We start from the raw sequence: 22,638 nt of genomic DNA, 5'->3' as shown, positions 1-22,638 counted from the left end.
ACTGGCACTTTCAAGTTGCCGAATTCATGGTAGTTTCACGGCGCCGCGCACACTGCGCCTCGGCGCTCGTGGCGAAACGCTTGGCGCACTGGTGCGCAACCTCGAGCTTTCGCTGGCGGTAGCGGACGCACGCCTGAGCTACGGCAACTCCGCCGGCGCTCACCCGATGAGCGTCGCGCTCGACACGCTGGACCTTGCGCTGCGCCGTGGTCAACGTCTGCACGGCAGCGCGCGCGGGATGCTGCTCGGCGAGCCGGTGAAACTCTCGTTGCGCGGCGGCACGCTGGCCGAGATGCTGCGCGATTTGGCAACGCCGATCAAACTCGAGATCGCCGCGGCGCGGGCGAAACTGCGCATCGAGGGCACGCTCGCGCCCTCCGAGGAGACGCGCGAAACGTCAACGCACGAAACGGCCCTGAGCTTCGCTTTTCAGGCCCGTCGCACCGGGGATCTGGCGCGCTGGCTGGGCGTCGCGCCGGAATCGAAGCTGCCCCTCGCGCTTGGCGGCCGCGTGCGCATCGCCAGTGACGCGTGGTTCCTTGAGCAGACAAGGCTCAAGCTCGGTCGCAGCGAACTGACGCTTGACGCGCGGCGCTCCCGCGTCGGCGATCGGCAGGCCATCGTCGCCTCTGTGCGCAGCTCGCTGATCGATGCGCCCGAACTGGCAACACTGCGCGCCAGTACCGGCCGCAGCAACGACGCTGCGGTTTTTCCCGATGCAATTGACCTCGCTGACTTTGAACTTGACCTGGCCTTGCAGCACGTGCTCCTCGGCCGTACCGATCTGGTGGATGTCGGCTTCGTCGCCAACATCCGCGAGGGGCGTCTGCAGCCGTCAACGCTCACCGGCAAGGTCGCTGGTGTGCCGTTCGCCGGGCTGGTCGCACTCGACCTGCGCAGCGAGCCGCCTGAAGCCAGGCTCGATCTGTCCACAGGGGAAATCGACGTCGGCGCACTGCTGCGTGACATGAGCGTCGCCGAGGACATCGATGGGCGCGCGGACAAGTTGCAGTTCACCCTGCGCGGGCGCGGCAACACCCTGAACGAGCTCGCCAGGCTCTCGGCATTCGAGGCGCGCGTGATCGGCGGCCGCCTCAGCGTGCTCGGAGCCTTGCAACGCCCGGTCGCCGATATACGCGTCAGCGAGGCAATGATCGGTGCGCTGCCGGGCGAGCCGATCCGGGCTCGGCTGGACGGTACACTCGACGAGACGGCGCTCGACATCAGGTTGAGCAGCGGAACGCTCGCGGACCTGCTGCGCGATACGACGCACCTGCCCTTTTCGCTGGCTGCGCAGGCGGCGGGTGCACGCCTGACGCTTGAGGGCGAGGTGGCACTGCCGCTCGGGCGCGCCGGGCAGCTCACCTTCGAGATGAGCGGCGAGCGACTCGATTCGCTCAACGCACTGGCGCGGGTTGAACTCCCTGCGTGGGGTCCCTGGTCGCTACGCGGCCCGCTGCGCATGATGTCGAGCGGCTACGAACTGCAGGGGCTCCTGGTGCGCGTCGGCGAGAACCGGCTCAAGGGAAACGGCACACTCGAGATGAGCGGGTCACGGCCTCGTCTCGACGTGCGGGTGAGCGCGCCCAGCATTCAACTCGACGACTTCCCGCTGCCGGATCGCCTTGCCGATGCACCGCCAAGGGCGATCACGGTCGAAGCCCTGCGCCAGTCGGCAAGCAAGGCGGCCGGACAGACCGAGCGACTGCTGGGCGCCGGGTTTTTGCGCCGGCTCGATGCCTACCTCGATGTGGAAGTACAGGAGGTGCTTTCAGGAAGTGACCGGCTGGCCGACGGGTCCTTGCGCGTCCAGGTCGTCGACGGGCGTGTTTACTTCGGCCCGGCCGTGGTCAATATCCCTGGGGGAACCCTGCGGCTCTCCGCTGAGTATGATCCGACCCTGTCCGAGGTCGAGCTCGCGGCTGGCGCTTACGTCGAGCGTTTCGACTACGGAATCATCGCCCGCCGCCTGGGCCGGGCGGACGATGTCAAGGGTCTCGTCAGCCTGAATCTGGAACTTGCGGGCAGGGCGCCGTCGCTGGATACGATCATGCATCACGCCGAGGGAAGAGTGGACTTCGCCGTCTGGCCAACGGAATTGCGCAGCGGCATCTTCAGTCTGTGGTCGGTGAATCTCATACTTTCGCTGGTGCCCCTGATCGATCCGGGCGGGGACGCCCGCCTGAACTGTGTCGTTGGTCGCTTCGACCTCAAGGACGGCAAACTGAGCGACGACAAGATCATCATCGATACGACCCGGGTGCGCGTTCGCGGCGCGGGCAGCATCAACCTGGCGAGCGAACAACTGGCGTTCGTTTTTCGCCCGCGCGCGAAGGGCTTCGCTCCGTTACGCCTGCAAACCCCCTTGCGCGTCAGCGGAACGCTTACCGACTTTCATATCGGCATCGAGCGGCGCGACCTGGTTGAATCGGTTCTACGTATGATCGCGTCGCCGATCCTCCTCCCGATCGAATGGTTCACCCTGGGCCCGCTGCCGCGCGACGGCGCCGACGTCTGCACCAACCCGCTCGGGCGAATGAATGATCGCGGTCGTTAACCTGCGCCCGGCAGGCTCAGTCTCTCTGGCTATGGCCCGCCGAACGGATGTGCCTGCGGGTCGTCAGTGAGGAAGGTGGACAGCAGGGCTTCGAGGCGCACCGGGATGCCTGGCGTGGTGGTCGCGGTGAGGTTGCGCCCCGTCGGCCCTGAAGGTCGCTTGATGCCGTCATCGACGCGTTCAAGCAGATACGGGAAGAATGGGTTGGCCGACAGGCGCGTCAGGAAATCCTGATCGACGATCAGCGCGCCCCGCTCGCCGCGTGCGCCCATGGTGCCAAGACTGAAGCCGAACTCGGGGCGCAGCTTCGGGTCGGGTTGCAGCCCGTAGAGCGGATCGTCCATCGGAATCGGGATCGCCAGGTGCGACAGCGAGAAGATGCCGGGTGGATAGGGCAGTTTCAGTGCGCGGTCCACTGCCTGCAACTGGCCTGGCGCGATGCTGCGCTCGATCGTGGCAGCGCTGTCCTCGTTGGCGTTCATGATCGACGTGAAGCGATACGGCTGCGGGGTCGTTGGCGTCAAGCGGTCAAGCGCGACATAGGCAGCGGGGCGCAACAGCGGTCCGAATTTCACGGTCCGGTTCACGTCGAAAAGAACGATCTCGCTGCCATTGTCGGGCAGCAGCGAGTACAGCGCCGTCAGGATCGCCGGCGTGCTGACGGTGAAATCGACGACCGACTGGAAGGTCAGTACCGGTGGCAATACGCCGAGCTGGCCGGCACGCGAGAGGCGCTGGATCTGGCTTTGCAGCGCATCGGTCAGGCGATACGACTGGCGTGCGCCGTTGACCGGGAACGAGTTGTACTTGAAGGGATTGAACTCCGGAACGACGCTGAGCCACGCAGCGTTGGCGAACGGTGGCAGCACGGCGGGGAGGGCGGCCAGACCGGCAAAGCGCGCAAAGCGCGTGATTCCGATCATTGGCGTGACCAGTACCAGGCGGTCGGCGCGGGGCAGTTTCGGGTCCTCGAGCACATCGAGCGCATATTTCATGGCCAGCGCACCGCCGTTCGAAAAACCGACCAGGTGCAGCGGCGCGGGGGCGGGTACGTGTCGGCGTGCCTCGCGCACCGCCAGCCGCGTGGCGGCCATCCAGTCTTCCCAGCGCACCTTGCTCAGGCCGGCCGGCACGGTGCCGTGCCCCGGCAGGCGCATGCCGATGGCGACGAAGCCGCGATCGCGGTAAAGCTTTGCGATGTGCCGCAGGCTGTAGGGGGAGTCGGTCAACCCGTGCAGCAATACCACGACCCCGAGCGGCTGGCCGTCAGGTTCCAAGACATACGATCGGTTCCAGTCCTGGGTAAAGTGCGCCGGATAGATCGGGCTGTCCTCGAAGTAGCGGTTGATCGGCACGCGCTCGTCCGCATCGAGTTTCTGGCTGACCTCGGTACGAACACTTTCGAAGATCTTGCCTTCCTGTGCCAGATAGCGAGGCCAGTCGGCTGCATCGAGTTCGCCCGGCTGCAATTCGCTCGGCACGAAGGTATGCCAGGGATGCAGCGGCGGGCCGCTGAGCACCCGATACGAGCGCAATGCGAACATGAGTGCGCCGATAACGACGACCCCGAACACCAGCCATTTCAGAATCCGCTTTATAGCCATTTTTGTCTTCTCCATTCGCGTTAACTACTGTCATTGCTGCTGCATAATTAAACACATCGTCATTCAGGCAAAGGCCGGAATCCAGAGTTGTACATCTGATCAAGATGTTAGTAAAACTGTTTTGATATACGAACTGGATTCCGGGTCAAGCCCGGAATGACGCTTCACCACAAATTTACCTGCGCGGGCTTCCGCCGGTGCGACGGATTGTTGAGTGCTCACCCTAAAGATCCTCCTCGACCACGGCCTCTACCCGCCCGCTGCTCACCGCCTCTACCAGTTCGGCATAATCTTTCTCCGTCTGATCGGCATAAGCGACAGCAAACTCTCCCAGCGCCTGGTCAAATTCCTTTCCCTTGCCCAGATAACCACTGATCGTTGCCGCATCCCCGGATTTGGCGTGGGCACGAGCCAGGGTCCAGCCGCAGTACTCGGCGTAGCGCTTCAATCGGATGCCTGAAATTCCCTCGATGGGATAGGATATTTTCATGTCACGTAGCTGGCGCACATAAAAATCATGGCCGTCGCGCCCTTTCATCCAGCCGAGGAAGATATCGCTGGAGGACTGCGTCAGCCTTTGCCCGACGACGACACGCTGTCCCTGGTTTTCATACTTGCTTTTCGCGGTGTAAGGCTCGAGGACCGAGCGACGGGCTTCCTTGATCTGGAGCAGCAGGGGATGGTTGTCTTCGGAGAAGAATAGCGAGACATAGCAGCGTGTGCCCACACTGCCAATACCCACCACTTTAAGCACCGTATCTTCAAGCCGGTAGCGATCGAGGAGATGGCGGCGCTCATCGGGAAGTGACTGGCGATAGTCGGCCAGTGCATCCCCGACCCGTTCATCCCTGGCTTCTTCTGCGCCGTGATAGATGACCGGGGGTTGATCGACCAGGCGGTGTCGCCCGCCAACCAGGGTAGTAATATTGGGAAAGAGGTGTTCGCCGATGCGCTTGCGCGCCTTGTCGGCTATCCCTTGCCGGAGCTTTCTGTTTTCGGCATCGGGCGCATTGGCAATGATGTCCTTCACATCCAGTCGCTCGTACCAGACTTCCAGGGGATTCATCAGCGAATATTGCCGCAGATGTTCTCGGTACGAACGCACGCACGAGCGCGCCGCGTCCAGGGAATCGCTATCGGCAAGATCGTTGTCCCTGCCGGCAACGACGATGCTGGCTACCAGGCGTTTGAGATCCCATTCCCAGGGCGCCGGATGAGTTTCATCAAAATCATTGAGGTCAAAAACCAGATTGCGCTCCGGGGTGGCGAAATAGCCAAAATTCAGCAAATGGCAATCTCCACAGGCTTGTACCTGGATCCCGGTGCTGGGAAGGGATGCGAGATCGTAGGCCATCAGGGCGGCAGAACCGCGCAAAAAGGTAAAAGGACTGCGCAACATTCGCCCATAGCGGATGGGAATCAGTTCGGCGACTCGATCCTGGTTGCATTTCTCGAGGATGCCGACCGGATCGCGGCCCTTGCTGCTCGCTTGCCATTGGGCGTGGCTCTCGCGCGGGAGCTGCTTGCGCAGTGTTTTGCCATTTTCGATCCGTTCTGCGCGGGAGCGAAATTCGGTTTGAGAGGAAGACAGGATCGATGATGGTGTTTTCTTGTTCATGATGTTCAATTTTCCTGATTGTGATTCAGCATCGTTAGCTTCGCTGGGTTATCGGCATTCCTGATCCCGCCTCGCTTAAATATATGACAGTCATCGGCGGCCTCGTCAGGCGCACGACGAGGGCTGCGACAAGCCGGTTTAATCCGCACCTTCTACCCCGCCCGCTTCGCCGAGCACGCCAGGCGGCAAGATGTTCCAGGGCGTTCCGGCGCGTGCGATCTCGTAACCGATGTCGTAGAGTTGTTGCATCACCACCGGATCGAACATTTCGTCGCCGGATAGGTTAACGCCTTCGGGAATGGTGATCCAGTGATACCCGGAGCGTTCTCGCCGCGCCAGCGCGTAGATACGGAAGAGGTCGCCGATGACGGCTGATCTGCCGGCAGCCAGGAAGGTGCGTCGCGCAATGTCCGGAACCGAGCGGCGCGTGGTCGCGGTATCCGCGGCCAGTTGGCCGTTGTGGATCACATAGATGTCCTCGCGCACCGTGCCGCGACCGGCCTTCTGGCGCAACTCTCGCGCGCTGAACAGCCCGCCGGTATAGAACACCTGGGCGGCCACGCCGCCATCGACATGCATTTCGTCATAGCGGCGACCGGCGGCTTCAACTTCGAAGAATACCGGCGAAAAGGCAACGGGAATGGCGGCCGATGCCAGCATCACCTTGCAGAATAGTGGCAGCGCATCGGGATGGCCACTGGTGGCGATCAGTCCCATATTCCAGATGATGAGGCGCTGCGAATCGAGATCGACAGTGCCGATGTACAGGCGCCGACCGCTCTGATGCGCCAGCGCAATCTCGCGCAGGAAGGTCTCGTCGATGTGCCGCTCGATCAGCGCTGCGAGCGGGCTCGTGTCGGCGATGCCCTCGCCGAACAACAATTGCCTGAAGGTCGACAACAGCGCCCCGAGCACGAAAATGTCGCGCGAGCGCGTGGTGGTATAGAACTCGCGTAGCGCGTCATCCCTGGATTGCCCGAGAAAGGCGAACGGTGCCATCAGCGCGCCGGTCGATACGCCGGTGACGACCTTGAAGATCGGGCGCTGGCCGGTGCTCGACCAGCCGTTCAGAAAGCCGGCACCGAACGCCCCGTTGGCGCCTCCACCCGACAGTGCCAAGTGTGGATGGAGCACGATACCCTCCGCCCTCACAGGGAAGTCGCTGGCCGACTCCTGGGCAAAGGATTTCGCCATGTCGCGCTCCATGACCGGGCTTGGGCGACCGGCCGGCGCACGCACGTACGGCATGCCAGGAATGGTGGCGTCGGCCATCAAGTCGACAGGTACGCCATTGCGCGGTAGCGAGCCGCAGCCGGCGAGCGCCAGCGCCAGGACCAGCAGTGCGCAGCGCGCCAGGCAGGCGAATGGTTGAAGCGGTGTCATAGGTTTCATCGGCGTTTTAGCCTTGTTCCCAGAGATGAATAAACAGTAAATGCACAATTCAGCGTGATGCCAATATCGTTAGCCCTCATCCCCGGCCCTTCTCCCGGCTCTGCATTCCCTTCGGTCACATGGCGAAGGGTGCAAACCCCCGCCAAACCTGCTGATGCGGCGGTCGCGATCAGGTCGGCCGGCTGAAAAACGGCGCTGTCTCGAATACCTGCTTCGCGAAGCCCTGACCTTCCTTGTCCAGGCTGCGTTTGAGCACGAAATCGTAGAGCAAAACGTTGATGTCGCGCAGCCGGCGCAAGGGTTCGACGGCGGCAGGATCGAGCAACTGCGACTTGACCAGCGCCTGCAAGGAGATCAAGGGCACGACGCCAGGCAGGGGATAGTCCGAGCCGTTCAACAGGCGCTCGTGCCAATCGTGACGCTCCAGCAGCATGGCGACCACGCTCATCCGGTTGCTTTGCGTAATGGCCGAGATATCGCCGAACAGGTTGGGGCGATAGTCCGCGTTGTCCATCAGTTGCGCGAACAGGTCGAAGTTTCCGAGTTTCTCCGAGTGCTCATCGTCGATGTGCCCGCAGCCCAGGGACGCACAGTGCGCCACCACCACACGCACCCCGGCGTCGAGCGGCCGCCGCAGACGCAGCGGGTTGCCAAGGTGCTCGCCGAATCCATGCACCGCACGCTCGTCGCCGGCATGCGTGATGATCGGCATGCGCAGCGCGACGAGTTTGGCGTAGAAGCGCTCGCAGCGTGCGTCAGCGGGGTCGATGTTCTGCGCCGAGGGCAGCCACTTGATGGCCCGCGCACCGCGCGCCGCCGCGGCGTCGAGCCGGTCAAGCGCGCGCGGATCGTAAGGATGAATCGACGCCGCCCAGGCTAAATGCGCAGGATGGCTGAAGGCCAGACCGGCGACAAAGTCGTCCGGCACATAGAAGGTCGAGCGCTCGGCCAGCGGCGCTCCAGCCTCATCGCGTGCCCAGTCGAAAGCAAAAAGAAGCGCATGGAAACCGGGGGCCATGCCCCGGCATTGCGCCAGCAGGCGCTCGACGAAACTGGTGTCGACCTTGCCGGGCGAATCGTCGACGCAGGAGGCATTGAGGTAGAACTCACGCTGCACGTAGCTGCGTGGATGCCAGAACTGCTCCATGCGCGGATTGAACCAGAGGCCGCTGCCCGAATCGCCATTGCCGAACACATGGCAGTGGGTGTCCCAGACTTTGACCGCGTCGAGCCCGTTCCACGCGGCCGTGATGAGGGGATGCTCACGCAGTTCGGCCGGCAGTTCGGCCAGGCAGGCATTGAACACACCGTCGCGCAACGAGAAATCACAGCCCGTGAGCAGCCCGCCAGCCGCGACGCTCGCGCCGAGCAGCAGGCGGCGTCGCTTGATTCCGAACGGAGTCACGTCAGGCCTGTGGCAACGGGAGAAGAATCCTCAATTTGGTCCTTGTCTGAGCAACTGGATACCGTTCCCCGTGACGCGAACACGGTCACCGATGCGCAAGGCCGGTGCGCTCGTCTGCTGGATCGTGGCCAGCGAGCCGTCGTCGTAACGTATCCCGATGCGCCAGACGAGGTTCTGGCGCGTGGCGACCTGGTTACCGATGTAGGCGCCACCGCCAGCGCCGATGACGGTGGCCGCGGTCTGGCCCCGGCCACCGCCGATCTGGTTGCCGAGCAAGCCGCCGATCACCGCACCGCCGATGGTGCCGACGGCGGCGTTGCCGCTCTGCACCGTGTCCTGCATGATCGACTCGACCGTGCCGTCACGCGACGAGGGCTGGGAAACCTGGAACGCCGGCGTTGTTTCGCAGGCGGTGGCCAGCAGCAGCGCAAAGCTTGCGCCTAATACAGCGGCAAAACGCCTCCATCCTGAAAGCTTGGTCATCATCATTCTCCAGTAAAAATTGGCGGATTGTTTAGCGTGAAAGTCGCGCTAGCGACTCTCGAACCTCCCCTCGCCTTCTGGGAGAGGGGTCGGGGGTGAGGGAAACGGGCAGGGCTTTCATAATTTGGGGCGACTTACAAAGCCATGACCGTCAGTTGGGAATCGAATTCAGCAGGAACATGGCCGCCAGCAAGCCGGTCGGCCGCCCCAGCTTGCCCAGCCATTGGGCGAAGATCTGTTCGATGTCGCCGCCCATGTAGATCTGCGTCAGCGCCTTGTTGACCTCGAGCCGGAAAGCCGAATCATTGCGCGGCAAGGCCATCGCGTAGGGTTCGATCGACAGATCCTCGGCGACCAGCGCCAGCTTGGCGGGTTCCTTTGCCTGAACGGCCAGGCCGACGAGTTTGACCTTGTCGCCGGCATAGGCGTCGACCTTGCCCTCCTCAAGCATCACCAGGCCGGCATTGGCATCCGCGACGGTCACCACCGTGGCGCTGATCTGGCTCAGGCGCAGCAGGTCATTGAGCCGGGTCTCGGTGGTCGTTCCCTTGAGCACCGCGACGCGCTTTCCAGCCAGGTCGGTGAGCTGATTGATCGGCGCTCCGGCCTTGACGAGCAGCCCGCCGCCATCGATGAAGATCAGATTGGAAAAGTCGACATTGGCCAGACGCGACTGCGTCTGTGTCGTATTGGCGCATTCGAGATCGGCACGACCCTTGGCGACCATCTGCAGGCGTTCGCTGACGGAGCCGGCAAGCCAGTTCACCTTCAGGTTCGTGTCACCGACCGCACGCGCAATTTGCGCAATGACGCGTTTGCACAGGTCGATCGAATACCCGGCCGGCTCCTTGTCGGTTCCGGAAAAGGAGAAAGGTAACGAATCGGGTGAATAGGCGACGTTGATGGCCTTCGCCGCCTTGATCTTGTCCAATGTTCCGGAGCCGGTCTGCGCCATGGCCGTACCGCCCGTCAGCGTGGTGGCGACGATGAGTGCTGCAAGAAAAGTCTTGATCATGGAGTCCTCGATTTCATTTGTGAGAAGAAAGGGGAAGCATCGACTGTTTATCTTGGATGCATTTTGTGGTGAATAGTTCTGCTTCTTATAAAATCCATTAAATTCTTTAAGTGCTTGATTATAAATTACTGTTTTAAATGAGAATTGCTGGCACCACAGGCTTTTTTCCTTCAGGTTTTTCGTTTCAGGTGTTCATCCATCGGTGATTTTTCAATGTGCTGAATCACTCGACGTAGTCGGCCTGTTCTTCGGCGCAGCCGTCGCCGCCGCACTTCGCTGCCGGGCTGACGTACAGGATCTGCATCACCCGCGTGCCCGGCTCGATCATCGCATCGCGCTGGACCGTCGAAACTTCGCCGCCGACCTCGGCCTTGTACTCGCGCACGACCTCGCCGAACGAGTTTCGCTGGATCGCCAGCGTTTGGCCGGGCGCGACCTTCGCGCCCAAGTCGACCAGTAGTTCCAGAAAGCCGCCGTGCGTCGCCCTGACGGTGTGGAAGGCATCTCCGAAGAAGGTGCCGGCGTCTTTCGAGGTACGCCCGATATCACCGGAGATGACCTTGTGGTACTTGAACACATTCATGGTGCCTTCGACGAACATCGGAATGATGCGCTTGTCGAAGTAACGCGGGCCGCCGATCTCGATTGTCAACGACGGAATACCCGCCATGACGAACGACGTTTCGAGCGTACCGGCATAACCCGGATCGTTCTTGATCTGCTCGATGGGGTAGAGCTCCGCCATCGCCTTGATCTCGGGCTTGCTCAACTTGGCGAAGATGAACGCCGTGAAACCTCCGCCCGTCGCCGCGGTGTGGAAGTCGAGCGCCACATCGGCGTTGGGCTTGAAGAGGCGGTTGAAGACCAGTCCCGCGTGCCGTGTCGGCGCGTTGCCGCCCGCCTCGTTACCGGGCCACACGCGGTTCAGGTCGATGAGCTGGCCGCCCCATTGTGCAATCGGCCACATGCGCGTGACGCCCTCCTTGGCGGGACGCGAAACGTCGTAGACAGCGGTCACTGTGCCCGACATCTGCGCCGGGTCAAGTTGCGCCATGGTGCGCTGCACGGCATCCACCGGGCTGACCTCGTCGCCATGCACGCCGCTGATCAGCAGGATGCGTTTGCCGGTTTTGGCGCCCTTGGCCACCACCACAGGCAGATACCAGTGCTGTCCAGTGCCCATCTGCACGCCCTGGAAGTAGAAGCTGTGCTTCTTGCCCGGCTCGAGGTCGTTGACGTCGAGCTGGCTGATGACCCTCTTGCCCTGGATCGTGTCGCCGGTATAGACCGTGGCGGCATGCGCCGCGACGCCGGCAAACATTGCGACGGTGAACGTGGCAGCAGCGGTAATGATTGTCCGTTTCATGATTCGACTCCTGTGGGTGAAGTTGCGCATCGCACGCTCACGGCTTGGCGCCTGCCAGTTCCGCGACCAGCGGTACCAGAATTCGCAGCGCATCGCGCGCCCGTTCGTCGACCCGACCGGACGGAAGCGACGCTTCGAGGTGCGCGCGCTTGTCGATGTCGACCAGATGCCAGGAGACGCCGTTCGGGAACGCATCGCTGATTGATGTCTGCTGGTATCCGTCCTGGTCGCCGATTTCCCAGTTCGTCGCTTCGAGGTTAACGATCGCGATGCCGGCACCGTCGAACGCCGCCTGGTCGGAGCAGCAACCCGTGCCCCTGGGATAGTCGGCATGCATCCCGGGATTGGTGGTGGCGCTAATGCCCAGTATTGCAGCAATGGCCAATGCCCGGTCGCGTGCGTGGCCGGCCTTCGGATCCTTGGCGTAGGTCTTGGGCCCGGCGTGGAAGTAGAGGTGATCGCCGGTCACGATGCTGTCGATGTTGACCATCCACAGCGTGGCCGCCCGCTCCTTGGGCGTCATGCGGTTGACGACTTCGAACGCACCGTGCAGACCGATCTCCTCGGCGCCAAACGCGATGAACTTGATGGTGTGGGTCGGCGCGACCTTGCGGAAGTATTCGGCGAGCTCGAGGATCACGCCGACGCCCGACGCGTTGTCGTCCAGGCCCTGCAGTGCGGGGCCGCCTATTCTTTGCTTCAGGTCGGCGTCGCTGGTCGGCGTGCGCGAGTCGAAGTGCGCGCCGACGATGATCTGCTTGCCCGAGGTCCCGCGCCGCTCGGCGATGACATTGGTCGAAACCAGCATCGTCGGGTCGGGGTCGCGGTCGGGATGCTTGGCCGATGTGAAGGTGTAGCTCGTGAAGAAGCGCACCAGCTTGGGACGGTAGCCCATCGCCAGCCAGCGGTCGGAAATGTACTTCGCAGCCAGGTCTTCCTGCGGCGTGCCGGCCATGCGGCCGGGGAATGTTTTCTCGATGTGACGCATCTCCTTCGCCGCCAGTTCGCCCGGCTCTGCAGCAAGCGACGGCAGTGCCAACGCCGCTGCCGCCAGCGCCATCGCCGAGTACATGGCGACGCGCACGAGGGGATGTGGCACTCTTTCGCGGGCGTGCCCTTCAGGTATGAATTTATTCTGCTTCGACCGCATGGCGACCTCCAGGAGTTTGTTTAACAATGCGTTTTTACGTCGTTTTTTTACGTCCACTCACCGACCGAGCACTCACGGGCTGGCGCCCGCCAGGGTGGCGGCGATGGCGAGGGCAACACTGGCCACCAGGAAGAGTCCCACCAGCAAGGGCCACACGAAGCGCAGGTACTTGTCATAGCCGACCTTGGCAATCGCCAGTCCACCGACGACGACGACACTGGTCGGAGAGACCAGGAGGGCCAACCCGTGGCCGAGGATCCAGGCCGTGATCGTGAGCGGACGGCTGACGCTGGCAAAATCGGCCAGGGGCGAGAGCAGCGGCATCGCCAGCGCGGCATGACCCGAGCTGGACGGTATGAGGAACGCCAGCGGGACGTTGACCAGCATGGCCGCGACCGCAAAGCCACCCGCCGAGGCGCCGGTGATAAGCTGCTCCATCGCATACAGGATGGTATCGAGGGTCTTGGTGTTGGTCATGATCGCCGAGACGCCGCCGGCCAACAGCATGACCATGGCGGGGCCCATCATGTCCGAGGCGCCTGCGGCGATGAGCCGCACGATCTCCTTCTCGTTCATCTTTGCGACCAGGCCGACGACAACGGACGCGATCACAAACAGCATCGCCAGTTGCGGGAACCACCAGTTCAGTTCGAACCAGAAAGGCACTGCCGCGGCGACGGTGTGGGTGACGTAGTAATCCGCCGGCCCGGTGCTGCCGCCGAAGATGCTGGACCACGGGATGACGGAGAAGATCATCATGCTGAAGGCCAGCGCAGTAATCACCAGCACCCATTTCTGGGTTCCGCTGAGGGTTTCGTCGGTAGCCTGGGGGGGCGAATGGCCTTCATGACCGGCCTCCTCGAAGCCCACCAGGGAAGCGCCCGGATCGGAGCGCACCTTGGCCGCATAGCGCAGCACCCAGCCGACTGCCATCGTCGTCAGCAGCACCCACAGGATCAGGCGCAGCACGATGCCATCGCCGATACCCACCCCCGCCTCGCCTGAGGCGACACCGATGGAGAAGGGGTTTACCGTGGCTGCCATGACTCCGATGGTGGCGCCGAGAATGATCATCGCGGCCGTGACCAGCCGGTCGTAGCCCAGCGCGCCCATGAGCGGGATGAACAGCGCGTAGAAGCCGAAGGTCTCCACCGAGAAACCCATGGTCGAGCCAAGCAAGGAAAACAGCACCATGATGGCGGTGATCAGCACCCAGCCACGGCTACGCAGGCGGTTGGCCAGCGCAGCAACGGCGACTTCCAGGCTACGGGTCGCGAAGCTGATCGAAATGAAGGCGCCGATGGACATGATGAAGACGATGACGCCGATCTGGCCGAACAGGCGCCCGATCGTGTTCGTATCGACGATGCCGCGCACCGGGCTCAACAGGCCGTAGATGCCGTTGACCGGCGCCAGGATGAGTTGCTCGACCCGCTCGCCGCTGTCGAGCGGCGATTCGATTCGCTGATAGGTGCCCGGGATCGGCGAGCCGTCGGCATCGGTGGTGTATTGGCCGGCCGGAATGAACAGGGCGGCGATCCAAACCAGGACGGTGACGATGGCCAGTGTTGTTACCGCGCTGGGAAACGCGAAACGCCGCTTGCTGGTTTGGGACGGAGCGCTACTTGACTGCTCGGACATGATGTCCACCTGATGTATTGTTGGTTGGCTGGAAAGTCTTGCGCACTACGCAACTGTCGGCAAGCGACTGGCTGGGTAGAGCACGAGAGCAGGAAATCAAATCGCGCAGGAGATGGTTCGGTTAATAGTCTCCGGTGACCCCAAGCGAGCCGGACTCAATACCACGCCGGCGTGAACGGCATCTGTTCATGACCAGCCCAAGTCGTGACCCTTTATTCGTGGTCAGTGGTCTTGGACTGGCTCTTGGCAGCAGTTGCAGTCAACGATTTCCGTGGTCAGAAGTCCACCGGGTCGCGGATGATCGGGCAGGTCATGCAATGACCGCCGCCGCGGCCACGTCCCAACTCCGCACCGACGATGGTGATGACCTCGATGCCTTCCTTGCGCAGCAGCGTGTTCGTATAGGTGTTGCGGTCGTAGGCGTAAACCACGCCGGGCGAGGCGCAGACCAGGTTGGCGCCGCTGTCCCACTGCGTGCGCTCGCGCTGGTAGTCGGTGCCGCCGGCTTCGACTACGCGCAGCTTCTTCAGGCCCAGCGACTCGGCCACCACATCGACGAAGGGCTTGTTCTCGGCGTGCAGCTCGACGCCGCTCGGATGGCTGCTCGGGCGGTACGAAAAGGTGCGCGTCTGGTTCATGAAGTCGGGAGCGAGCAGTACGCAGTCGCGGTCGGCGAAGGTGAACACGGTGTCCAGATGCATCGCGGCGCGAATCTTCGGCATCGCCGCGACGATCACCCGCTCGGCCGCGCCTTTCTTGAACAGCGTGGCCGCGAGCTGGCTGATCGCCTGGCGCGAGGTGCGCTCGCTCATGCCGATCAGCACATTGCCTTTGCCGATCGGCATCACGTCACCGCCTTCCAGCGTGGCCAGTCCGTGGTCTTCGGTCGGGTCGCCCCACCAGACATTGACTTTGCCGGCGAAGTCGGGGTGAAACTTGTAGATCGCCGTGGTGAGTATGGTTTCCTCGTGCCGCGCCGGCCAGTACAGCGGGTTGAGCGTCACGCCACCGTAAATCCAGCAGGTGGTATCGCGCGTGTACAGCGTGTTCGGCACCGGCGGCAGCAGGTACTCGGTGACGCCAGCCGCATCGCGGACGACTGTGAACGCCGCGCCGCCGACCGATTCCGGGAATTCGTTGGTCGACAGACCACCGATCAGTGTCTCGGCAAGATCGCGGTTGCTCAGGCCCTCGAGGTAGCTGCGCAGTTCATCGACGAAGCCCAGGCCCACCTGGTTGGGCACGACCTGGTTGTCGAGGATCCACTTTTTGCCCTCGGGCACGGCCACCGTTTCGGCCAGCAGGTTGTGCATTTCCACTACCTCGATACCGCGATCGCGCATTTTGCTGACGAAATCGAAGTGGTCGCGCTTGGCGTTTTCCACCCATAGCACGTCGTCGAAGAGCAAGGCGTCGCAGTTGGACGGAGTCAGCCGCGCGTGGGCGCGACCCGGCGCACAAACCATGACCTTGCGCAGTTGGCCGACTTCCGAATGTACGCCAAACTTGATTTCGTTTGCATTTGCCATAAAAATCTCCTTGGGTTGGTTGAGTTGGTTTAGATAGCGATGGAACCGGTCGCCAGGCCGAAGACGCCATATATGGCAGCGAGCGCAATGACGCCGAACGTGACCCAGTCCGATGTCTTCTCGAACACCGGCTTGCCCTGTTCACGGCGTGCAATGAAGTACAGCACCGTACCCGGCGCAAACAGCACGGCGGACAGCAGGATGAACTTCAGACCGCCGGCGTAGATCATGAACAGCGTGTAGGCCACCGCCAGCGAGGCCAGGATCAAGTCACGCTGGCGCTCTTCCGGCCTCAGTTCGTAGGTTTCACCGCGTTTGGCGATCATCAGGCCGTAAGCGGCGACGAACAGGTACGGGATCAGCGTCGTCGCGCTGGTCAGGTTGAGCATCAGCGAGAAGGCGTCGCGCGACCAGTAGGTCGAGATGACGATCAACTGGATGATTATGCTGGTCGACCACATGGCCACCACCGGGACGTTGTTCTTGTTCACCCTGGCGAAAGCCTTGGGCATGTCTTTTGACCGGCCGGCAGCGAACATCACCTCGGCGCAGATCAGCGCCCAGGCCAGGTAGGCACCGAGCACCGACACCAGCAGCCCGACGCTGACGAAGATCACGCCCCAGGGCCCGACCACCGATTCGAGTACCGCGGCCATCGACGGCTGGCGCATGCCGGCGATGTCGGCGCGCTGCTGCACGGCGTAGGGCAGCAGGGTCACCAGCACCATCAGCGTGGTCACGATGACGAAGCCGAGGATCGTCGCCTTGCCGACGTCGGCGCGCTCCTTGGCAAAACGCGAATAGACACTGGCGCCTTCGATGCCGATGAAGACGAACACCGTCACCAGCATCGTCGCCTTGACCTGCTCGAACAGGCCCACGGTCAGATCGCCGCCGTAGAAATTGAAGCGGAACAGGTCCATCTTGAAGGCGACGAAGCAGATCAAGATGAAGACCATGATCGGGATCACCTTGGCTACCGTGACGATGCTGTTGATGAACGCCGCCTGCTGCACGCCGCGCAGGATGAGGAAGTGGAACAGCCAGATACCGATCGAGGCTACCCCGATGGCGATGGCGGTGTTGCCGTCGCCGAAGACCGGAAAGAACGCCCCCAGCGTCGATTTGATGAGCACCCAGTACGACACGTTGCCGATGCAACTGCCGATCCAGTATCCGAACGCCGAAAGGAAGCCGGGATAGTCGCCGAAGCCTTCGCGGGCATAGGCATATACGCCGGCGTCGATGTCGGGCCGGCGCTCGGCCAGCGCCTGGAACACGCGCGCCAGCATGTACATGCCGGTGCCGGCGATGAGCCAGGCGATGACTGCGCCCAGCGGCCCGGTAGCCGTGGCAAAAGTGCGCGGCAGCGAAAAGATGCCTGCGCCGACCATGCCGCCGACGACCATCGCGGTCAGCCCCATGCGCGACATTTTCTGTTCCGTAGTAGCCATCTTGCCTCCTTTGAGTTTGGGCCCGAGACAGCAGAACCCTATTGTTGTTACTGAACGGTGCGCTGCTCAGCAGGTCAAAATCCTGAGTTCAGCAAAACGGCTTTGTGGAACCTGACACCTGCCTAGCCAAAATGCAATGCACAAACTGTGCCATATTCATGTTGCATTTGTTAACCATATGTTTTAAATGTACATTTTATATATTGCAACCGCATGAAAAGGATTAGTAATCGCGTTGCGCGGATAGTGTGTAAAAAAATTCGACACTCGCCTTCCCACTCCTGAGCTACTTGATGCTTCCAGTTGCCTATGTGGACCGGACCCTGAATCTGCTCCTCAAGATACTCAACCGATGCGTGGCCTTCAATGCCGATGACGAACAGGGAGATCCTTGATGTCCTGAAGGAATGGCGGCGCAGGGAAAATGGCATAGCTGGCCGGAAAAAAATGTGTAATAGAATTAATAATTGCCCCTGAGCAGCGTTTGTCGATCACCAGGGACGCAGCCCTTGTTACGGAATATTTTCAAGGGGATGTAATCGAAAGTGACGGGAAGAATCGGTTGCTGAGCGGCTGGAACGTCATCCGACATTAAAGGCGCGGATGGAAAGAATGCTCGATGTCGTCGAAAACGCATCCGGGAACGTGCGACGGGCCGACGAGGCGGAGCGCCGGGCAATTGAAGAGCTTCGCCAGATGGGACTTGAGGTCATGCAGAGTTGGGGGCAGAAGACGTCAAACGAAGCGGCGCTTGAACTGGAAGTCCAGGGCGGGGTTGTTCGCGAGGTAAAAAAATTTACCCTGGTGTTGATACACTATCTTCCGGTCGAAGCCTGTATTACTTGATCCGCATTTTGGGGAAAAGTTCAGATCCCGAACCGCATGATACCCATTGAATGTCCCTTCTTTCACAATCAGGCATCATTTTTAATGACAGTTGACATGGTCATGATATTCTGTCCAAGTGTGCTGAGCAACAGTTCGTGTTTGACCCTGTGCGCGTTACCGTATTTAGCTGGATGCCCTACATCAACTAACGGAGGCAAATCAATGAAGCCATCAAATGCCATTCACCATGACTATCGCGAAGGCCTGCACCGACGCCCCCCCAGGGTCTTGCGGGCGCTCGTCGTTGCCCTCAGTCTGGCGGGCGCCAGCCCGGTGTTTGCTGCCGCTCCCGATCTCGTTCGCGCCGAGCAGCTTGTGCGCGATGGCCAGTATCGGGAAGCCTACGAGCTGCTGATGCCCTTTGAAGCGGCGAGCAAGGGCGACGCCGCATTCAACGCGCTGCTTGGCCAGGCCGCACTCCGCACCGGTCGCGCCGACATGGCGCTCACCTTCTTCGAGCGCAGCCTCGAAGCCTCCCCGGACTCGCTCGACGCCCACCTGGGCCTGGGCCGTGCCTACCTTGCTCTCGGCAACTATGCGCGAGCCAAGATCGAGTTCGAAACGGTGCTGCGCTTCGACGACCTGCCGGTCGACCTGCACCAGCAGGTCGAGATTTACGCCGCGGCGGCGCAGGAATACGCCGATGGCAAACGCCTGCTCCCCTACGGCTATGCGATCGTGGGTTTCGGCAACTATCGCGTCAACGCCACCTCCGGCACCAATGCGTTCGGCGGCAACGACACTAACGACAACTTCTTCAACACCCGTGTCGGCGGCGGGCTGAACTACACACTCACCGACGATTACGCGCTCAATGGCAGTCTGGACTATCGCTACCGGAACTACGACAACTCCGAGCGCAGAGACGACTCCGACCTGCGCTGGAACGGCGCCGTGAACCGCAGCTTTGGCGAGAACAACCTGGCCGTCGGCCTCAGGGGCCGCACCAGCTATCGCGGCAACGGCCAATACCGCAATGACTATGGCCTTTATGGCAACTGGCGTTACCGCGCCAACCCCGACGACCAGTTCACCGTCGGAGCGGAGTTCCGGCGCCGCAATTACCCCAGGGGCCCGTTGCGCGAAAGAAGTCGCAACATCGCCGAGTTGACCGGAGGCTGGACGCGTTCGCTGCTGGACGGCAAGGCAAGCTTCAGTCTGGTGGCGAACGTCGGTCGCGAGTTTGCGACCGACGAGCGGCCCGACGGGGACTCAAACTTCTTCGGCCTGACGCCAACGCTGAACTTCACACTCACCGAGAAGCTCGGCGGCTTCGTGTTCGGCTTTTGGCAGCACGACCGGTACAACATCGAACGCCTCAATCTCGACGCCGCTGACAATGTCCTGGGCATCGGGAAGCGTAACGACAATCTTTACGAGGCCGGTGGCGGTTTGACCTGGCAGTTCTCGAAGTCCTGGTCGCTCAACCCGGAGATTCTTTACATTCGCGACCAGAGCAACATTCTGGTGAGGAACTACAGTTCGACCGAAATCTGGATCACCCTGCGTACGGACTTCTAGCCGGCAGCGGTGCGTCGTTAGCGTTTCGGCGGGGCAGGGTGGCCAGGCTTCACGGCACTCGCGCACCTCGCATGCCACCCGCTGCTGTATCCGGGCGAGTTTGCCCCCGAACTTGCCCTTAGCCGGCCGCCGGTGCCTTGGCGGCATCGAGCGCCGCCTGCAGCTTCTGTTCCTGTTCGTGCGTCAGCGAGGTCTTGATCACCTTGCCGCCGCTGCCCTGAATCTCGGCCAGCACCTTGTCTGGCGTCGACTTGCGCACCAGCACGAAGAGCAGCGAGCTGCCGTTCTTGAAGGTCGCAGCGAGATCCTTCATGAAATCGTCGTTGATACCGACGTCGGTCAGCGCGCCGCTGAGCGCTCCGGCACTGACACCTGCGGCCAGACCGAGCAGCGGGTTGAGGAAGATCAGGCCGATCAGGCTGCCCCAGAAGCCGCCGCTCATGGCACCAGCAGCAGTAAGGTTGGCAATCTGGTGCAGTTTGACCTTTCCCTTGTCATTCTTGACGGCAACCACGGCGTCTTCCAGATCGATCAGGTATTCCTTCTGCAGTTTAAGCAGTTGGGTGCGCACTTCTTCGGCCTTGAATTGATCCTCGTAGCCTATGACGATCAGGTCGCTCATGAAACATTCTCCTTGAGTTGGTTCAACATGCTAAACGGAACCCCATGTTCCGTTAATGAATTGTAGCGTAATCGAATTTTTATGTCATTTCCATTTTAATAGTGTGGTCAATTCATTCCCAAGGATGGATACAAGGGAAAACAGGCGCATCGACTTGAACGGCATGCAGGGCTTCCCTGATTGGCCCTCCAGGTCGTCAGGGCTAGCGAAGACCCGCTTGCAGAAATGCTTTTCAAGTATTGATTCCGCACATGCAACTGGATTGAAACGGGTTGCCGGATAATGCTCGCTGCAAGTCGGGCTATTGCTTGACCACTGAAAGTTGTCTCGACTAGACTCGTACACGACGCTGCCTGATGCGGGCTCAAATGCTCCAAATGGCGCCGTCGGATTTCCTTTCCTGCCACCCTTACATTCATTGAAAGAAATGCCATGAAAAATTTGATTGTTGCCTCCGCCTTGTCGTTTGCTCTGATGGGTGGGCTTGTGCATGCCCAGACCTCGCCGGCCGCCCCTGCCCCAGCCCAGGCCGCTGCCCCAGTCAGTAGCGACCCCATCGTGGTGCTGCGCACCGAGCAGCGTGCTGCGCGGAATGCGTTCAATGAAGCCGCCAAAACCATCCGTGCCGAACGCGCCGCCACCGTCAAGGCGGCTGTGGACAAGGCCGTGGCCGAAGCCAATGCGAGCGGCAAGGATCCGTTGATCGCCAGGCGCGTTGCCAACAGGCAGGCCTTGCAGGCCACCAAGCCAGACTTCGACGCCAAGATGAAGGCCATTACCGATACCCGCCGTGACGCCATGGCGGCCGCAAAGGCTAAGCGCGCCGCTGCCAAACCCTGAAACATGGGCTGATTCGGCACTCACGCCGATCAACGCAAACCGCCGTGATGCCCTGCATTAACGCGGCTTTGCCTCAGAGGCCGTGAATCAATGGATAAACACCTCCCAAGCACTCATTCCGGCGCAAGCCGGAATCCAGTTCTTTCCTCTGATATCCATTAAAACAATCAGATAAACGAGCTGGACCCCGGCTTTCGCCGGGGTGACGAGCGTGGAAATCAGGCAGTAATGATTTTTTCACAGACTCTCAGTGGCTCGCCAGGTCAGCGCGATATGGCGTAGCCGACACGCACGCTCCATGACTCGCGCTGGTTGTAGTCGAGCAGGTATTCGCCGTAGCCGGTGAAATACTGCGCCATCAGGTAGCCGGACAGGCCGGGTAGCAGCTTGTTGAGCGGATAGGTGCCTTGCAGGTCGGAGCTGAACGTATTCGACTTGGTTCCCTTGCGCAGGATCCAGGCCGCTTGCCAGTCGTCGTTCTTGCCGTAGGTAAAGCGGAAGTCGCCGTAGCCACGGTACTTGTTGATATCGGAGTTCTCACTCTTGTCGAGGTAGGCGTAGAGCTTGGGCGAGAACGTCCAGTGGAAATCGCGCGTGTCGCCGAAGGTGAAGTACGGTCGCACGAACAGGGTGTCGATGCTGCGAGAGTCATTGTCGTACTTGCCGTTGGATTCGTGCTCGTAACCGGCTGCGATGCCAACCGCATTGCCCCCGACGCGCCAGTCGGTGCTGGGGATGTAGTAGAAAAAGCTGGGGATGTAATTGGTGTCGAGGAAGGGCTTCGAATCCGCCGTCAGATCCCAGAACGCCTTCTGCGTGTAGCCGAAGTACAGGTTGTCGAGCAAGCGACGCGAGTTCTTGTCGGCTGGTTCGTAGAGGCGCAGCTTGAAGCTCAACTGAGCCATCGCATTGGCATCGCTGCCGGCACCGGCGACGAAGAACATGGGGTCGTGAAAGCTCAGGCGTCCCTCATCCGGCCGGTTGGGGTCGTTGTCGGAGCGCACGCTCAGGGTCGTTACCGGCGCGCGCTCGCTCGTCGCTGCCGCGTCGGCCTGCGCCATGCGTTCGCCGGCGCTGGCTGGCGGCATCGTGGATTGTGTGCTTGCCCTTGGCGTTGAGAGTTGCACCAGCATGGCCGGAGCGTCCATGTCGACGGCATCGACGCGAACCCTGCCGCGCAGGTTCGGCGGCACCCCGCCGACATAGTCGATGCGCCTGAATTCACCCAGGCGCAGATTGATCTGGTCGGGCACCGGTGTCTCGCGACGCAATTCCACACGCGCTACTGCACCCAGGTCGGGGGTCAGGTTGACGCGAAGCACTTCGGGCAGGGAATAGGAACGCGATTCGGCCTCACCGGTCACCATCAGCGAGAGCCTGAACGGCGCCGCGGGGTCGATGGTGCGGCTGGGAGCAACGAGGTTGATTTCGGCCCGCGCCAACGTCGGCGCGAGAGCCGGAACCAGGCCGAGCATCAGGACAAGAAGCGGGGCCGGGAGAAGTCTCCTCGGCGTGTTACGCAGATCGTGGTTCAATGGTTTTCCTTTGCATGA

General features: G+C 61.6%; 17 protein-coding genes. 4 read left to right on the top strand and 13 right to left on the bottom strand.

The features are described from left to right. The first annotated feature begins 91 nt into the window (after positions 1–91). The gene (locus ACOYNV_RS05615; RefSeq protein ID WP_422898766.1) at positions 92–2,557 is read left to right on the top strand and encodes an AsmA family protein; all 2,466 of its coding nucleotides are present in this window, start codon (positions 92–94) and stop codon (positions 2,555–2,557) included. A gap of 29 nt (positions 2,558–2,586) precedes the next feature. Here the strand turns inward: ACOYNV_RS05615 and ACOYNV_RS05610 are convergent, their stop codons facing one another. The 11 genes from ACOYNV_RS05610 to ACOYNV_RS05560 all read right to left on the bottom strand — a co-directional run bounded on the left by ACOYNV_RS05610 (position 2,587) and on the right by ACOYNV_RS05560 (position 17,214). After that, a complete protein-coding gene (locus ACOYNV_RS05610) occupies positions 2,587–4,161 on the bottom strand; it encodes an alpha/beta hydrolase (RefSeq protein WP_422898765.1) in 1,575 nt (524 codons plus the stop codon). Between the two features lie 223 nt (positions 4,162–4,384). After that, on the bottom strand, positions 4,385–5,779 hold the full coding sequence (locus ACOYNV_RS05605) for a DUF2252 domain-containing protein (protein WP_422898764.1): 1,395 nt from the start codon (positions 5,777–5,779) through the stop codon (positions 4,385–4,387). A 138-nt stretch (positions 5,780–5,917) separates the two neighbouring features. Beyond that, the gene (locus ACOYNV_RS05600) at positions 5,918–7,171 is read right to left on the bottom strand and encodes a patatin-like phospholipase family protein (RefSeq protein ID WP_422898763.1); all 1,254 of its coding nucleotides are present in this window, start codon (positions 7,169–7,171) and stop codon (positions 5,918–5,920) included. 169 nt (positions 7,172–7,340) lie between these two features. Further along, the gene (locus tag ACOYNV_RS05595) at positions 7,341–8,576 is read right to left on the bottom strand and encodes an amidohydrolase family protein (RefSeq protein WP_422898762.1); all 1,236 of its coding nucleotides are present in this window, start codon (positions 8,574–8,576) and stop codon (positions 7,341–7,343) included. A gap of 30 nt (positions 8,577–8,606) precedes the next feature. Next, a complete protein-coding gene (locus ACOYNV_RS05590) occupies positions 8,607–9,059 on the bottom strand; it encodes a glycine zipper 2TM domain-containing protein (RefSeq protein ID WP_422898761.1) in 453 nt (150 codons plus the stop codon). A gap of 151 nt (positions 9,060–9,210) precedes the next feature. After that, positions 9,211–10,074, bottom strand: a complete 864-nt coding sequence (locus ACOYNV_RS05585) for an amino acid ABC transporter substrate-binding protein (protein ID WP_422898760.1) — start codon at positions 10,072–10,074, stop codon at positions 9,211–9,213. A gap of 223 nt (positions 10,075–10,297) precedes the next feature. Next, positions 10,298–11,440, bottom strand: a complete 1,143-nt coding sequence (locus tag ACOYNV_RS05580) for a M14 family metallopeptidase (RefSeq protein WP_422898759.1) — start codon at positions 11,438–11,440, stop codon at positions 10,298–10,300. Between the two features lie 37 nt (positions 11,441–11,477). Then, positions 11,478–12,590, bottom strand: a complete 1,113-nt coding sequence (locus ACOYNV_RS05575) for an aminopeptidase (protein WP_422898758.1) — start codon at positions 12,588–12,590, stop codon at positions 11,478–11,480. 72 nt (positions 12,591–12,662) lie between these two features. After that, positions 12,663–14,231: a YfcC family protein gene (locus ACOYNV_RS05570; RefSeq protein WP_422898757.1), complete on the bottom strand. Its 1,569-nt coding sequence runs from the start codon at positions 14,229–14,231 to the stop codon at positions 12,663–12,665. 275 nt (positions 14,232–14,506) lie between these two features. After that, a complete protein-coding gene (locus ACOYNV_RS05565) occupies positions 14,507–15,760 on the bottom strand; it encodes an arginine deiminase (RefSeq protein ID WP_422898756.1) in 1,254 nt (417 codons plus the stop codon). Between the two features lie 29 nt (positions 15,761–15,789). Beyond that, complete coding sequence (locus ACOYNV_RS05560) at positions 15,790–17,214, bottom strand: basic amino acid/polyamine antiporter (RefSeq protein WP_422898755.1); 1,425 nt, start codon at positions 17,212–17,214, stop codon at positions 15,790–15,792. 603 nt (positions 17,215–17,817) lie between these two features. Between ACOYNV_RS05560 and ACOYNV_RS05555 the strand changes: the two genes are divergently transcribed. Together ACOYNV_RS05555 and ACOYNV_RS05550 are read left to right on the top strand one after the other, a co-directional pair. Then, positions 17,818–18,060 carry a hypothetical protein gene (locus ACOYNV_RS05555; protein ID WP_422898754.1) on the top strand — a complete coding sequence of 81 codons (243 nt, stop codon included), beginning with the start codon at positions 17,818–17,820 and terminating at the stop codon, positions 18,058–18,060. Between the two features lie 96 nt (positions 18,061–18,156). Next, the gene (locus ACOYNV_RS05550) at positions 18,157–19,623 is read left to right on the top strand and encodes a tetratricopeptide repeat protein (protein ID WP_422898753.1); all 1,467 of its coding nucleotides are present in this window, start codon (positions 18,157–18,159) and stop codon (positions 19,621–19,623) included. Between the two features lie 118 nt (positions 19,624–19,741). On the opposite strand, the gene ACOYNV_RS05545 is transcribed toward ACOYNV_RS05550, so the two are convergent. Beyond that, on the bottom strand, positions 19,742–20,245 hold the full coding sequence (locus ACOYNV_RS05545; RefSeq protein ID WP_422898752.1) for a DUF1269 domain-containing protein: 504 nt from the start codon (positions 20,243–20,245) through the stop codon (positions 19,742–19,744). 432 nt (positions 20,246–20,677) lie between these two features. Between ACOYNV_RS05545 and ACOYNV_RS05540 the strand changes: the two genes are divergently transcribed. Next, the gene (locus ACOYNV_RS05540) at positions 20,678–21,085 is read left to right on the top strand and encodes a hypothetical protein (protein ID WP_422898751.1); all 408 of its coding nucleotides are present in this window, start codon (positions 20,678–20,680) and stop codon (positions 21,083–21,085) included. A gap of 263 nt (positions 21,086–21,348) precedes the next feature. Here the strand turns inward: ACOYNV_RS05540 and ACOYNV_RS05535 are convergent, their stop codons facing one another. Continuing rightward, positions 21,349–22,620: a phospholipase A gene (locus ACOYNV_RS05535; protein ID WP_422898750.1), complete on the bottom strand. Its 1,272-nt coding sequence runs from the start codon at positions 22,618–22,620 to the stop codon at positions 21,349–21,351. Positions 22,621–22,638: the final 18 nt, after the last annotated feature.

The sequence above is a fragment of the Propionivibrio sp. genome, assembly GCF_049316945.1.
In the GTDB taxonomy this organism is placed as follows: domain Bacteria; phylum Pseudomonadota; class Gammaproteobacteria; order Burkholderiales; family Rhodocyclaceae; genus Propionivibrio.
The sequence above is the reverse complement of the archived record's forward strand: the minus strand, read 5'-3'. Positions and strand labels throughout refer to the sequence as shown.

Coding starts and splice junctions, on each gene's coding strand:
- ACOYNV_RS05600 (WP_422898763.1), bottom strand. CDS start 7,171: ATGAAACCTATGACACCGCTTCAACCATTCGCCTGCCTGGCGCGCTGC.
- ACOYNV_RS05610 (WP_422898765.1), bottom strand. CDS start 4,161: ATGGCTATAAAGCGGATTCTGAAATGGCTGGTGTTCGGGGTCGTCGTT.
- ACOYNV_RS05540 (WP_422898751.1), top strand. CDS start 20,678: ATGAAAAATTTGATTGTTGCCTCCGCCTTGTCGTTTGCTCTGATGGGT.
- ACOYNV_RS05580 (WP_422898759.1), bottom strand. CDS start 11,440: ATGAAACGGACAATCATTACCGCTGCTGCCACGTTCACCGTCGCAATG.
- ACOYNV_RS05570 (WP_422898757.1), bottom strand. CDS start 14,231: ATGTCCGAGCAGTCAAGTAGCGCTCCGTCCCAAACCAGCAAGCGGCGT.
- ACOYNV_RS05585 (WP_422898760.1), bottom strand. CDS start 10,074: ATGATCAAGACTTTTCTTGCAGCACTCATCGTCGCCACCACGCTGACG.
- ACOYNV_RS05555 (WP_422898754.1), top strand. CDS start 17,818: ATGGAAAGAATGCTCGATGTCGTCGAAAACGCATCCGGGAACGTGCGA.
- ACOYNV_RS05605 (WP_422898764.1), bottom strand. CDS start 5,779: ATGAACAAGAAAACACCATCATCGATCCTGTCTTCCTCTCAAACCGAA.
- ACOYNV_RS05545 (WP_422898752.1), bottom strand. CDS start 20,245: ATGAGCGACCTGATCGTCATAGGCTACGAGGATCAATTCAAGGCCGAA.
- ACOYNV_RS05590 (WP_422898761.1), bottom strand. CDS start 9,059: ATGACCAAGCTTTCAGGATGGAGGCGTTTTGCCGCTGTATTAGGCGCA.
- ACOYNV_RS05550 (WP_422898753.1), top strand. CDS start 18,157: ATGGTCATGATATTCTGTCCAAGTGTGCTGAGCAACAGTTCGTGTTTG.
- ACOYNV_RS05560 (WP_422898755.1), bottom strand. CDS start 17,214: ATGGCTACTACGGAACAGAAAATGTCGCGCATGGGGCTGACCGCGATG.
- ACOYNV_RS05575 (WP_422898758.1), bottom strand. CDS start 12,590: ATGCGGTCGAAGCAGAATAAATTCATACCTGAAGGGCACGCCCGCGAA.
- ACOYNV_RS05565 (WP_422898756.1), bottom strand. CDS start 15,760: ATGGCAAATGCAAACGAAATCAAGTTTGGCGTACATTCGGAAGTCGGC.